The organism is Rhodocaloribacter sp. (assembly GCF_056451265.1).
Genome location: NZ_JBWOPL010000095.1, coordinates 1 through 11,827, shown reverse-complemented (window position 1 = coordinate 11,827; position 11,827 = coordinate 1). Strand labels below are relative to the sequence as shown.

At 66.3% G+C, this 11,827-nt stretch carries 12 protein-coding genes; 5 read left to right on the top strand and 7 right to left on the bottom strand.

The window, feature by feature from the left end:
- Nucleotides 1-170 precede the first annotated feature (170 nt).
- From AC1HIY_RS15315 to AC1HIY_RS15305, 3 genes are all read right to left on the bottom strand, one after another.
- A complete protein-coding gene (locus tag AC1HIY_RS15315) occupies nt 171-599 on the bottom strand; it encodes a four helix bundle protein (protein WP_479577673.1) in 429 nt (142 codons plus the stop codon).
- Between the two features lie 59 nt (nt 600-658).
- Nucleotides 659-2,803 (bottom strand): T9SS type A sorting domain-containing protein, encoded by a 2,145-nt coding sequence (locus tag AC1HIY_RS15310; protein ID WP_479577672.1) that lies wholly within the window; start codon nt 2,801-2,803, stop codon nt 659-661.
- A 125-nt stretch (nt 2,804-2,928) separates the two neighbouring features.
- Nucleotides 2,929-5,118 (bottom strand): hypothetical protein, encoded by a 2,190-nt coding sequence (locus AC1HIY_RS15305; protein WP_479577671.1) that lies wholly within the window; start codon nt 5,116-5,118, stop codon nt 2,929-2,931.
- A gap of 309 nt (nt 5,119-5,427) precedes the next feature.
- On the opposite strand from AC1HIY_RS15305, the gene AC1HIY_RS15300 reads away from it, so the two are divergent.
- The 4 genes from AC1HIY_RS15300 (at nt 5,428) to AC1HIY_RS15285 (ending at nt 7,869) form a co-directional block, all read left to right on the top strand.
- Nucleotides 5,428-6,174, top strand: coding sequence for a class I SAM-dependent methyltransferase (locus tag AC1HIY_RS15300; protein ID WP_479577670.1), 747 nt, complete (start codon nt 5,428-5,430; stop codon nt 6,172-6,174).
- A gap of 73 nt (nt 6,175-6,247) precedes the next feature.
- Nucleotides 6,248-6,520 carry a Smr/MutS family protein gene (locus tag AC1HIY_RS15295; RefSeq protein ID WP_479577669.1) on the top strand — a complete coding sequence of 91 codons (273 nt, stop codon included), beginning with the start codon at nt 6,248-6,250 and terminating at the stop codon, nt 6,518-6,520.
- 156 nt (nt 6,521-6,676) lie between these two features.
- Nucleotides 6,677-7,147: a response regulator gene (locus tag AC1HIY_RS15290; RefSeq protein ID WP_479577668.1), complete on the top strand. Its 471-nt coding sequence runs from the start codon at nt 6,677-6,679 to the stop codon at nt 7,145-7,147.
- A gap of 56 nt (nt 7,148-7,203) precedes the next feature.
- Nucleotides 7,204-7,869: a response regulator gene (locus tag AC1HIY_RS15285; RefSeq protein WP_479577667.1), complete on the top strand. Its 666-nt coding sequence runs from the start codon at nt 7,204-7,206 to the stop codon at nt 7,867-7,869.
- 196 nt (nt 7,870-8,065) lie between these two features.
- Here the strand turns inward: AC1HIY_RS15285 and AC1HIY_RS15280 are convergent, their stop codons facing one another.
- The gene (locus AC1HIY_RS15280) at nt 8,066-8,713 is read right to left on the bottom strand and encodes a DNA-3-methyladenine glycosylase family protein (RefSeq protein WP_479577666.1); all 648 of its coding nucleotides are present in this window, start codon (nt 8,711-8,713) and stop codon (nt 8,066-8,068) included.
- 190 nt (nt 8,714-8,903) lie between these two features.
- Here AC1HIY_RS15280 and AC1HIY_RS15275 point away from each other — a divergent pair, with 190 nt between their 5' ends.
- Nucleotides 8,904-9,674 (top strand): sulfite exporter TauE/SafE family protein, encoded by a 771-nt coding sequence (locus AC1HIY_RS15275; RefSeq protein WP_479577665.1) that lies wholly within the window; start codon nt 8,904-8,906, stop codon nt 9,672-9,674.
- Between the two features lie 6 nt (nt 9,675-9,680).
- On the opposite strand, the gene AC1HIY_RS15270 is transcribed toward AC1HIY_RS15275, so the two are convergent.
- The 3 genes from AC1HIY_RS15270 to AC1HIY_RS15260 all read right to left on the bottom strand — a co-directional run.
- Nucleotides 9,681-10,250 (bottom strand): hypothetical protein, encoded by a 570-nt coding sequence (locus tag AC1HIY_RS15270; RefSeq protein ID WP_479577664.1) that lies wholly within the window; start codon nt 10,248-10,250, stop codon nt 9,681-9,683.
- Between the two features lie 38 nt (nt 10,251-10,288).
- Nucleotides 10,289-10,486: a cbb3-type cytochrome oxidase assembly protein CcoS gene (gene ccoS, locus AC1HIY_RS15265; protein ID WP_479577663.1), complete on the bottom strand. Its 198-nt coding sequence runs from the start codon at nt 10,484-10,486 to the stop codon at nt 10,289-10,291.
- 6 nt (nt 10,487-10,492) lie between these two features.
- Nucleotides 10,493-11,827: heavy metal translocating P-type ATPase (locus tag AC1HIY_RS15260; RefSeq protein WP_479577662.1), on the bottom strand; the 1,335-nt coding region annotated here is incomplete at its 5' end.

Below are 11,827 nucleotides of genomic sequence, written 5' to 3'. Positions count from 1 at the left end.
GGTGTCCGGAGGCTCGTTCTCGAACGGCGTTCCGCTAAAGCCGGTGTCGCACCCGGCCAGGAGTGCCGCGACGAGGGCGAGGGTGAACGGTATGTTGAGACGGGCGAGCACGCTGGGTTTGGATGGGTGTATGGGGGTGAGGGTGTATGGGTGTATGGGTGTGGGGCGCGTCAGTGCGGGTTGATGTCCGGAGAAGCTTCGCAGACTTTGAAATCTTCCCGCAGGACGGCAGGGCCGCACCGGGCGTCTCGGTGCTTCATCCTTCCGACAAGGCCTTTCGTGACGTCGTCGTATACGGCGTCTAGTTCCCGGTATCGGTCTTCAGACAGGTAGCCGCAACGGAAGGTCATATCCAGCCAATTCTGTGTTTCGGCAGCTTCGGCATCCGCGTCGGTCAGCTTGCTGACGAAATGACCCGGGTACCGCCGCTTGCGCCACGCTTCCGCCTTGTTGGCACAGGCGGAGCGTGAAGAGCGGCGGATCTGATCCGTAAGCGCGTACTGCTCCGCAGAAGGCCACACCTTTGAGACTTCAAAGGTGCGCCAAGAGGCCTCCTGCGCGCGCTGATAGACCCGCAGTTCTCTGAAAGGCCGAATCATGGTTGTGCACCAGCCTTCATCTTGCACCGACACCCACACACCCATACACCCCCCCATCTTTACTTCAACAGCAACATCGTCTTCGTGATGACCTGCTTGCCGGCGGTAAGGCGGTAAAGGTACACGCCGCTGGCGAGATCGCGCGCGTCGAACGAGACGGCGTGCGTGCCCAGGGACTGCTCACCGTCGACGAGCGTGGTGATGCGGCGACCCAGCAGGTCGAACACCTCCAGCGTCACGCGGCCCGTCCGCGCCAGGTCGTACCGGATCGTCGTCGCCGGATTGAACGGGTTCGGGAAGTTCTGGTGCAAGGCATATCGGCCCGGCAGTGCCTCGTCTTCCGTCGCCACGTTGATCACCGCGCCGAAGTCGGTCGCCGGATCTTCGGGCCACAGGCGGAAATTGTTGAAGGCGTAGACCCAGACGCCCTGGATGAACTCGATCTCCTCCCCGCCGAGGAACCCGCCGCCGCCATCGACGAGAGGCGAGGCGTCATCGGCGCGGGCGTCATCCTGAAGGGTGCCGTCGTCGTTGACCGTGGCAAAGAGCCACTCGCCGAAACCGGCATCGGCATCAGTGATCGTGACGTCGTCGAACCGCACGAGCATGCCCTCATGCTGTTTGGCGATGTTGTCGTCGGCCATCGCGCCCGTCTCGAAGGTTTTGTATCCGTAGAAATCATTACCCGTCGAGACCACGTCGAGCGTCACGTTCGAGAGGATCGACTCGTTGTTGAAGCCGAAGAGCACCGTCCGGTCGATCGTGGCGTGGGTGATGTGCACCTCGTCGCCGCGCTGGAGGTCGGGCAGGCCGTCGGAGTTGAGCAGGATACCGGACCAGGGACCGAGGTTGGGGTCGTCCTGAACGGAGACGAAGCCCGAGACGTCCGGTTGGCTCTGGACGATGGCCGTGACGTCCATGTCCGTGGTGATGCCGCGGAAGGGCGTGTCTCCCGGCCCGCCGGTTGAGGTTTCCTGGATGTCCCGGATCTCATTGATGCCCTCATCGAGCACGCGGTAGTCCTCGGTGTCGGAAGCGGAGACCGCCCCGGTGTTGTCCGTCGCCTCTACGTAATAGATCACGAAGACGCCGTCGGCCTGGGGGGGAATGGTGAACGTATAGGAGACGCCGTCCGAAGTGGTCCCATCCACGGTGCGTTCCGTGGCATCGTCTGAAGTCGTGAATTTCACCACGGCACTGGTGATCGTACGCTGGGGGTCGGGCAGGACGTCCGCCGTCACTTCCACTGCGTCGGCCGAGGTGGGGATGAAGTCCGGCTCGGAGACGGAGGTCACCTGCGGGGGCGATTCGAGCACTTCGAGGTCGCTGTCCTCGAACGGGTTGATGCTGAGGATGGTGCCGGGCGGCACGCCGCGCGCAAAGGGGTCGTCGCCCTGATAATTAATGAAGCCCGAAAGGTTGATGAGCGATCCCGGCACGGGCGGCACGAAGTCGCCGTCGTCCGAGGTGCGCTTGTTCCAGCCGTCGGGATAACCGTCGCGGTCGTTGCGGTACCGGAGCGAGATGTCATAGAAGTTGATGACCGTCTCGCCTTCGTCGGTTGAGACAAGCCAGTTCGGCCGGTCGGAGCTGATGTCGCGGATCTGCACGGTCGCGTTCTCGACGCGGACGTACTGCCCCCGGATGTTCTCGAGGTTGGTCCAGTTCGGTTGCACGCCGCCCTGATCGTCGATCTTCATGTTGACGTCGGCGGTGGTGACGACGACCGGTTCCATGAAGGTCTCGTCGAGCCCAAAGTCCGAAAGTGTGCCCAGCAGCGTAACCGTCTCCGGCGAGATCTGCATGGCCGTGTTGAACGGGCTGACGGTGCCGACGATCTCTACGACGTCGCCGACGGTCACGTCGATGAGACCGGTGGTTTCGTAGGAGCCGTCGACGAGTTGAATGCCCATGCCGTCGAAGCCGTCCGTGGCTGCGGCGATGTCGCGCACGAAGACGTGGATGCGGTCGGGGCGGTCATCGGTGGTATTGGCCAGCCCCGAGGTAAGGGGATCCGTCATGATGACGGCGGTGATCTTCACCTGTTCGCCGACGAGGTCGTTGAAGATGAGATCCGGGATGTCACCGGACTGCAGGTTGGCGCCGGCGTCGAGCAGGGTCTGGACGTTTTCGTCCGGGATGTCGTTGATTTCACGCACCGTCACTTCCATCTGCGCGGCGGCCTGTCCGGCGAAACCGAGCATGAAGAGAAGGGCGAATAGGGTAGTAATCCGTCTTTTCATGAGAAACTCCCGTGTCTGGTTGGAGGGAAAGCAGGCGATGCGACGGTCGTTGCGCATTGCCCGGTACGCATACGTTGCCTGCGCGCCTATTTGATGATGACGAACTTGCCGCGTTGTACCTCGCCCGTGTCGAGGTCTTTTACGGTGAACAGGTATAGTCCCGCCGAGAGGTTGAGGCCGTTCTCGGAGAGGATATCCCACGAGTGCTCGCCGCCGGGCAATTGCCGGTTCTCGGCGCTGAAGTTGTCGTACCAGCGGATGTCGCCCCGGTAGGTCTCACTCTCGTGACGCATCTCCTTGACGATCTCGCCCGCCAGCGTATAGACCCGGATTTCGGCGCGGGGCGGGAGGTTGTAAAAATTGAGCCGGCGCGTGCGGTTCGTGCCGCCGTCCCAGGCCGCATTGACGCGGTACGGGTTCGGATACACCCCCACCTTGCGCGCGCCCTCGCGGTCGGGCGGCGTGCCGGGGAAGATACGCGTGGCGTTGGCCGTACGCGAGGACTCGAACGAGGGCAGCCCGGCGTCGACGTCGCCCTCGTCGAACGAGGTGACGGTGAAGAGGTATTGCCAGCCGCCGAGCAGGTCGTCGGCCTCGAAGCGATACCAGTACTCGGTCGGGTCGTCGGGGAAAGTGACGGGCTCGGAGAGGGCGATCTCGTCGAAGCCGTTGTTGAAGCCGGTGCGGTTGCCGGGACGGTCGTACTGCGCGATGAGCGTGGCGCGGTCGAGGATGTTGCCTTCGAGGTCGTCGCCGGGGTTGCTCCGGTAGACGCGGTAGCCCTCGAAGTCGAACGTGCCGGTGACGGGGTCGCGCGAGCGCTCGGCGGTGCGGTCCCAGTAGAGCACCACGCGGGTGTCCTGCAGTCCGGTGTTCGGGTCCACCGTGTCCTCGAAGGCGACGCGGAGACGGGGAGCCGCCGGCGGCTCGGGGATCAGGTAGCGGTCGAGCACGCCGTTGCCGTTGACGTCTTCGCCGGGGTCGAGTTCACCGTTGAAATTATTGTCTTCCCCCGAATAGGTGCGCCGCGCCCAGAGGATGTTGTTGGCCAGGAGCGCCCGGCTCTCCGGCGTGTCGACGGCCTTGCCGGCCTGCCCCTGAAACTCCTCCGGCTTGAGCGCCGCCACGACGGCGTACGTCACCGTGAGCGTGTCGCCCGGCTCGACGCGCGGGAAGGGGCCGATGGGCGTCAGGCCGATCCAGTTGCCGGCGGCGTTGAGCCCGTCCGTGCGCAGACGCTCGTACCACGCCACACGCGCGGCCTCGAATTCGTCCGGGCTTTCGAAGGCGTCGGGGTTGGGAAAAGGCGACGCCATCCGGCGATACCGGAGGTCGTCGGTCGAGGGACGGGAAAACTCGTTGAGCCCGCCGGAGAAGAGCCACCACCGGGGATTGACGCGGGGCGGGGCGTAGCCCTCGGCCTCATAGGCGGCGGCGAGATCGGGGTGGAAGAAGCGCTTCCGTCCCGAGCGCGGGTCGCGCCACTCCGCCCCGAGAAACGTCATCGCGCCGTACGTGTTCAGCGTCTCCTCCGAACCGCCCGCATTGAACGCATAGGAGGTCTGCAGGCTGTCGATGAAGCCGTAGCCGCCTTTGTTGAAAAAAGCGCCGCCGGTCTCGTTCGTCGTGTTGATGTTGCGCACGACCAGGTCGTGGTACATCCCCACGTACACGCTGTCCCACGCGGCATCGCTGATGTTGACGATCTTCCAGTTGAGGATGACGAAGTACTCGGTGAAGGGGAAGTTCCACGCGAAGCTTTCGAGGTGGACCTCCATGCCGAGGCGGCCCTGCGGGTCGGGCATCTGGATGGACGTGCCGGGCAGCACCGCAGCCGTATCGACGAACGTGGCGAGATAGTCCTGATGGCTGACGGCGCTCCGGGTGAAGACCTCCGACTCGGGCAGGCGCGAGCGCTCGATGATGGGGCCGGCCTGCGCGAACTCGTAGCCGGTGGCGCCGGGCCGATAGCCTCCGGCCGCCGTCACCGCGCCCGTGCGCACGGTGGCCACCCCGTCGCTGCGGATCGCGCCCACCCACAACCCCGACTCGAAGAGATGCTCGATGCCCGAGTCGAGCGGGTACTCCATCGACGGCGGCCCGGTGGGGTTGTTGCGCGTGTTTGCCCGTCCGATGAACCCCGCGTTCGTGACCGTCAGCCCGATGTTGCCCACGTCCACGACCGCATCCTCGAAAGAGGCGTCCTGCGCCGCTGCCGGAGCAGGCATCGACAGCATCCACAGCGTGAGGAAGGCGGCAAAAAGAACACGCTTCATATGAATGAAACTGAGCGTTGGCGGGGTGGGACGGCGCGTCGAAAAGAGACGCGCCTCGCGGGAGCAGGGAGCGCTATAATATGCGGTCTGCGTTAATAAAAGGAAATGCCCCTGTGAAGTAAAGGCGAAAAGGCGTCGCGCGCCTTCGGCGAACCGTAGAGGGCCGAGGCGCTGCGCGGGATCTTTCGCCGGTATGCGGGGTCATCACTCCTCGGTGAGAACCCGGATGCGCACCGCCGCCTCTCGTCCGGTCGCCGCCTCTGGAGCGCCTCCCCTCATCCCCGCCACCCACCTCGACCCCTCGTCTCCATGCGCCTAAGGTTTCCGACAGATGGGATTCGGCTGATAGCCGTGCTCCTCGCGGCGCTCCTCGTTCCGTCGGCATGCACGTCTTCCGAACAGCCCGGGAACGAAGCGCACTATGAGACGCGCCCCGACACCAGCCGGGACGGGTCCGGACGCGTGTATCGGGGACGGGAGATCGCGCGCAGCCTGCCCGAAGGACACCTCTGGTTCGAACGCCGCAAGCGCGAGGTGGAGGAACTGCCCGAGCGACTCGTGGAGGCGCTCGAACTCAAGGCGGACGACGTCGTCGCCGACATCGGGGCGGGCACGGGCTACCTGACCTTCCGCATCAGCGCGCGCGTCCCCTCCGGAAAGGTCTACGCCGTGGACATCGACCCGGCCATGCTCGACACCATCCGGGCGCGCATGGCCGAACGGAAGGTGCGCAACGTCACGCCGGTGCTGGGCTCCGAAGACAACCCCAATCTGCCGGAAGGGAGCGTGGACGTGGCGCTGATCGTGGCCTCCTATCACGAATTCTCCCATCCCTATGAGATGATGCGGAACGTCGTCTCGGCCCTCCGGCCCGGCGGGCGCGTGGTGATCGTCGAGTATCGCGGGGAGGACCCGACCATCCCCGTTCCCGAACGGCACCGGATGACCGAAGCGCAGGTGCGCGACGAGATGGCGGCGGTGGGCTTGATATGGCGCGAAACGAAGACGATCCTCCCACAACAACACTTCATGATCTTCGAAAAACCGATGGAGTGACGAGGGGGCGGCGTTCGTCGAAAAGACTCCGTTTCACCCGCAAAGAAACGTCTCACCCGAAAAAAGACGCGCGATGGAACCGGTGGAATACCCGATTGACGGCGTGCTCGACCTCCATGTGTTCGCGCCGCGCGACGTGAAAAGCCTCGTGCCCGAATACCTCCGGGCGTGCCGGGAAAAGGGCATCCTCCGCGTTCGCATCATCCACGGCAAGGGGACCGGGACGCTCCGGCGCATCGTGCATCACATCCTCGACGGGTTGCCCGAAGTGAGCGGGTATCGACCGGCGGCCGAGGATCGAAGCGGATGGGGCGCGACCATCGTTTTGCTCCATGCGCCCGACTGACGCACCGGTCCGCGCAGGCTGCGATTTTGGCGTTTGCGGGAAAAGGGTTGGATAAAGACGCGCAGGTGGTCTATTTTCCCACAAATACCGGGATCATGCGCCGCTCGTTCGACAGACAGGCGCGGAACGATCATCAAACCGAACAGGCACGCACGCGTGGCGCATATTCTCCTCGTCGAAGATAACGACATGGATGTGGAACTGACCCTCAATGCGTTCCACGAAATCGGTCGGGAAAGCGTCTCTAAAGGCGACGGGCTCGCGCCGCTGGCCTTTACGTTTTCCGTGGCTTCCGACGGGCAGTCCGCCCTCGATTACGTCTTCGGGCGAGGCGCATACGCCGACCGCACGAAGCACCCCGTCCCCGACCTGATCCTGCTGGATCTCAAGATGCCCGGCATCGACGGCTTCGAGGTGCTCCAACAGATCAAAGAAGCGCCCGAGGTCAAGCGCGTGCCCGTAGTGATGCTGACCTCCTCGGAAGAAGAGGATGACCGGCTGCGCAGCTATAAGTCCGGCGCAAACAGTTATCTCGTCAAACCGATCTCGTTCGACGCATTTTCGCGCATGATCCGCTCCGTGGTGTCGTACTGGTGCGGGCACAACGTGCGTCCCCCCGGTGGATGAGTTCCCCGCCGCGAGGTCATCCGGCGTGGCAAGCGTTTCTCAAGGGTGCTGGTTTCATGAAAGAGGCGAGCGTTTTTCTGGTGGACGACCACCCCGTCGTGCGCGAAGGCATCGGGCGGCTCATTGACCGTGAGCCGGACCTGAGCGTCTGCGGCGAGGCGGAAGACGTGCCGGGCGCCCTCGAGGGGATCGAGCGGACCCGCCCCGACGTCGTCATCGTGGACCTCTCGCTCAAGGGCTCGAGCGGGCTCGACCTCATCATGGATATCAAGGCGCGCTGGCCGGGCATGCGGATGCTCGTCCTCTCCATGTTCGACGAGGCCTATTATGCCGAACGCGTCCTCCGCGTCGGCGCGATGGGCTACGTGATGAAGCAGGAACCGCCCCGCACGGTGCTCGACGCCATCCGGCAGGTGATGAAAGGGGAGGTCTTCGTCAGCGAACAGGTCTCGTCGCGGATGCTGCAGGGGCTGGTGCATGCCTCGGGCGATTCGTTCACTTCTTCGCTCGACCGCCTCAGCGACCGGGAAATGCAGGTCTTCCGGATGATCGGTGAGGGGCTGACGTATCAGGAGATCGCCGAAGGGCTTTCGCTCAGCGTGAAGACGGTGGAGTCGCACGTCGAGCGGATCAAGGAAAAGCTGAGCATCCGAAGCGGACGTGAACTGCTCATGCGAGCCGTGAAGTGGGTGCTCCACTCGAAGGGGATGGGGCTGATCTGACGCGCTCTTCCCGCACGCCCGCCGGTCCTCGCGGCGACGGCCTGTGCCCTGCCCGGCGACCGCGACCACCTGATCGAGGAGGGCTTCGAAGGGTGCGTCGGCAAGCCGTTCACGAAAGAGGCGCTCCTCGCGGTGACCGCGCGCGTCCTCGACGGGCAGCGCACGCGCGCGCCGAACGCGGCGTGAAGGCCTGCGATCAGGATGGGGGCTGCGATGCCCGGTGGAGGTCGACGGCGCGCCAGAGGTACCAGCTCGCCGCGCTCCGGAACGGACGCCACCGCTCGCCGTGGCCGAGAAGGTCGACGGGCGCGGGGAGTGCCGGACGTTCGTAGGCGAGCATGAAGCCCCGCCGCACGCCGAGATCCGTGACCGGGAACACGTCCGGGCGACCGAGGCGGAAAAGGAACATCTGGGCGGTCCACGTGCCGATGCCGCGCACGGTGACCAGGCGGGCGACGATCTCGTCGTCGTCCATCGTGTGGAACGCATCGAGGTCGGGAACGACGCCGTCGAGTGTTTTGGCGGCGAGGTCCTTGACGGCGGCGACTTTGGCGCGGGACATTCCGGCGGCGCGGAGCACGTCGTCGGGGGCGTCGCGCACGCGGGCGGGGTCGTGGAGGCCGCCGTCGGGGAAGAGCGCTTCCACGCGCCCGTAGATCGTGGCGGCGGCCTTGCCGGAAAGCTGCTGGTAGATGATGGCCCGCGTCAGCGCCTCGAACGGTGTGCGCACGGCCTGATAGCCCATCCGAAGCGGGCCCGCCCGGTCGATCAGACCGGCCATGACGGGGTCGGCGTCGGCAAGGGTGCGCACGGCTTCTTCGGGATCGTAGGGCAGCTTCAGCATGACGGCAAGCGTTGCGGAGGATCAGGGCGGAGGATGCATGCGCGTATATACTGCGCTCGTCGCGCAAACACAAAGCATCCCTCCGGGAGCCGGGGCGCGTGGAATCCAAATTAAAGTGAAGGCGGGAGAATCCTGCGGAAGGCGGCGTTGACGATTCGTACCTCGTCGCTTTTCACGAAAACCCGGACACATGTCGGATCTCGTCGTCGTTTTTATGATCGGCCTGGTGGGGAGCGCGCACTGCGTGGGGATGTGCGGGGGCTTCGCGCTGGCGCTGGCGCACGACGAGCGGGAGCGGCGACGGCTGCACGCGCGTCAGACGCTCTATCACCTCGGCAAGACGACGACGTACGCACTCCTGGGCGCTTTCGCGGGGGGAGGCGGCGCCGCGCTCGCGTCTGCGATCTCGGGGGCGCAAAGCGCGCTGAGCGTCGTGCTCGGCCTCTTTCTCATCGGCGTCGGGCTCGGGGTGCTCGGCGTGTTCCGGCGGTTCGAGGGGTTCCGGCGGGTCGGGCCGTGGCGGGCGTTCACGACGCGCATGGCAGGTTTTCTACGAAAACGAACCCTGAAGAGCGCCTATGGTCTCGGCCTCGTGAACGGGCTGCTTCCGTGCGGGCTGGTGTATGCCGCACTCGCCGCCGCCGCCGCGACCGGGAGCGTTCTCGGCGGCGCGCTGACGATGGCCGTCTTCGGGCTGGCGACGGTCCCGGCGCTCTATGGGCTTGCGCTCACCGGCTTTCTCATGCGTCCGGTCTGGCGGGCCCGGCTGAACCTGGTCGGCGGCGTCCTTGTCATCGTGCTCGGCCTCGTCACGCTCGCGCGCGGCACGTCGCTCTTCCATGCGGGGATGGGGCATGGGGGTGAGGGCCATCAGGGGCACGAACAGGTCGTGCCCGCCACGCCCGAGGCCGCGCCCGCGGCTGCGCCCCTTCCCCCTTCGCAGGAACATCCGCGCCCGTGAACGCCGTCACGGGAGGGCGACGGCGATGCCGTAGGCGAGGACGAGGATGGTGACGATCATGACGAGGAAGGCGGTCACGATCTCGCTCTTCGGTGTGACGTCGTACAGGTAAGGCGGCGGGGCGGTGTCGCGCTCGCTCGCGGCGGCAGGCAGGGCCGCCGGACGCGCGGCGGAAGGCGACGAGACGGCGGCCCGCGACCGCGCGGCGGAAGGCGACGAGGCGGCAGCCACGCGCGAGGGAACGGCGTCGGTGGCGGTCGCGGCGAAGAAACGGACAGGTTTGCTCCAGGGATTGTCCTCGCCCGTCACACGCACACGCCAGTAGAACGTCGTGCCGTCCTGAGGCAGCATGCTGTAGATCGTCAGCGCCGTGCTGTTCTCCACGACCGTGTCGATGTATACGTCCTCGAAGTCGGCGTCGCGGGCGATCTGGAACTGATAGGCGGTTGCCCCGGGAACGGCTTCCCACGTGAAGATGGCGGCCAGCCCTTCCACGGCTTCACCGTCGAGGGGAAGGGTCGGCTGGGGAGCCGGATAGGTTTTTCGGGAAGCGTGCGTCGTAGTCGTTTTCGACATGGTCTTCGGTCGTTGGTTGGGAGGGAAGGGGACGTCGTTCATGGAGGGGTGGGGCGTCCGTTCGTGGGCCTGGTCTCGCGTGGCGGCGGCGCGTCGCGATCGTCGTCGATCAGCATGCGAAGCGCGGGCGTCTCCACGTCGTCGAACTGCCCGCTTCGGGCGGCCCAGAGGAACCCGGCGACGCCGACGGCAGCGAGCAGGAGGGCGACGGGAACGAGGACGTAAAGGACGTTCATGGCAGGTCAGGCGGCGTGTTTGCGGAGGCTTTCGGTAGCGGCGGTTTCGTTGGTTTCGTCGTCGGGTCGGGGGATGAAGGAGCGTTGCGCCATCGACGAGACGACGACGACGAGCGAGCTGATCGGCATGGCGACGGCGGCCACGAGCGGGCTCACGAGGCCGGCCATCGCCGCGGCGGCCCCGGCGAGGTTGTAGGCGAGCGAGAGGCCCAGGTTGCGCCGGATGACGCGCATCACCCGATGGGCGCCCGCGAAGAGGTCGGCCAGGGGACGCAAGCCGCTCCGGGTCATGAACACGTCGGCGGCCACGAGGCTGGCGGTGCTTCCGCCATGCACGGCGATGCCCACGTCCGCCGCCTGAAGCGCCGCCGCGTCGTTGACGCCGTCGCCCACCATCGCCACGGTGCGCCCGTCGGCGCTCCGGAGCCGTTCGATGAAGGCCCGTTTCTCTTCCGGTCCGACGCCGCCGAGGGCGTGCCCGGGCGCGATGCCGAGCGCGTGCGCCACGGCGCGCACCACCGCCGGATGGTCGCCCGAGAGCAGGTACACCGTCTTCCCCGAAGCCTTGAGCCCGTCAAGGATGACTTTCGAATCATCGCGAATCCGGTCGCCAAAGGCAAGTGTGGCCGCCATGCGCCCGTCCACGGCCACGGCGACGGGCGTGAGGCCGCGCGCGGCGTACGCGGCAAGCGACTGGATGCAGGCGGCGGGGCACGGTGAGGCCAGCGCCGCGATCCAGTCGGGCCGCCCGACGGCGACCTCGTGCCCGTCCACCGTCCCGCGAAGCCCTTTTCCGGCGAGGGCTTCGAGGCCGGTCGTCGTCATGGCTTCGAGGTCGAAGCCGGGCCGGATGCGCGCCCGGACGAGCGCCGCCGCGAGCGGGTGGTTGCTGTGCCGTTCGAGCGCCGAGGCGAGGTCGAGCGCGGCCTCCTCGCCCGCGAAGTCGACGAGGGACAACGCGCCTTCGGTGACGGTGCCCGTCTTGTCGAGCACCACGCAATCCACGGACGTGAGCTGCTGGGTGGCCTCGTCAGTCTTGATGAAGATGCCGGCGCGCGCGGCCTTTCCGGCGGCGACGGCCATCGCGAGGGGGGTGGCCATGCCGAGGGCGCACGGGCACGTGATGACGAGGAGCGCCGCGACGTGGAGGGGGGCCGTGGCGGGATCGAGGTAGAGCCAGAGCGCCGCCGTCAGAAGCGCGAGCGTGAGTACGCCGAGAACGAAATACCCGCCCACGCGGTCGGCCATGAGCACGACGGGCGCCCGCCGGGTGGCGGCGTCGCGGACCCAGGCGAGGAGCTTGCCCACGCGCGTATCCTCGCCGGCGGCGCGCACGCGCAC

Coding starts and splice junctions, on each gene's coding strand:
- AC1HIY_RS15310 (WP_479577672.1), bottom strand. CDS start 2,803: ATGCTCGGTTTCGCCGGACAGGCCGCCGCGCAGATGGAAGTGACGGTG.
- AC1HIY_RS15270 (WP_479577664.1), bottom strand. CDS start 10,250: ATGTCGAAAACGACTACGACGCACGCTTCCCGAAAAACCTATCCGGCT.
- ccoS (WP_479577663.1), bottom strand. CDS start 10,486: ATGAACGTCCTTTACGTCCTCGTTCCCGTCGCCCTCCTGCTCGCTGCC.
- AC1HIY_RS15305 (WP_479577671.1), bottom strand. CDS start 5,118: ATGAAGCGTGTTCTTTTTGCCGCCTTCCTCACGCTGTGGATGCTGTCG.
- AC1HIY_RS15275 (WP_479577665.1), top strand. CDS start 8,904: ATGTCGGATCTCGTCGTCGTTTTTATGATCGGCCTGGTGGGGAGCGCG.
- AC1HIY_RS15295 (WP_479577669.1), top strand. CDS start 6,248: ATGGAACCGGTGGAATACCCGATTGACGGCGTGCTCGACCTCCATGTG.
- AC1HIY_RS15300 (WP_479577670.1), top strand. CDS start 5,428: ATGCGCCTAAGGTTTCCGACAGATGGGATTCGGCTGATAGCCGTGCTC.
- AC1HIY_RS15315 (WP_479577673.1), bottom strand. CDS start 599: ATGATTCGGCCTTTCAGAGAACTGCGGGTCTATCAGCGCGCGCAGGAG.
- AC1HIY_RS15280 (WP_479577666.1), bottom strand. CDS start 8,713: ATGCTGAAGCTGCCCTACGATCCCGAAGAAGCCGTGCGCACCCTTGCC.
- AC1HIY_RS15285 (WP_479577667.1), top strand. CDS start 7,204: ATGAAAGAGGCGAGCGTTTTTCTGGTGGACGACCACCCCGTCGTGCGC.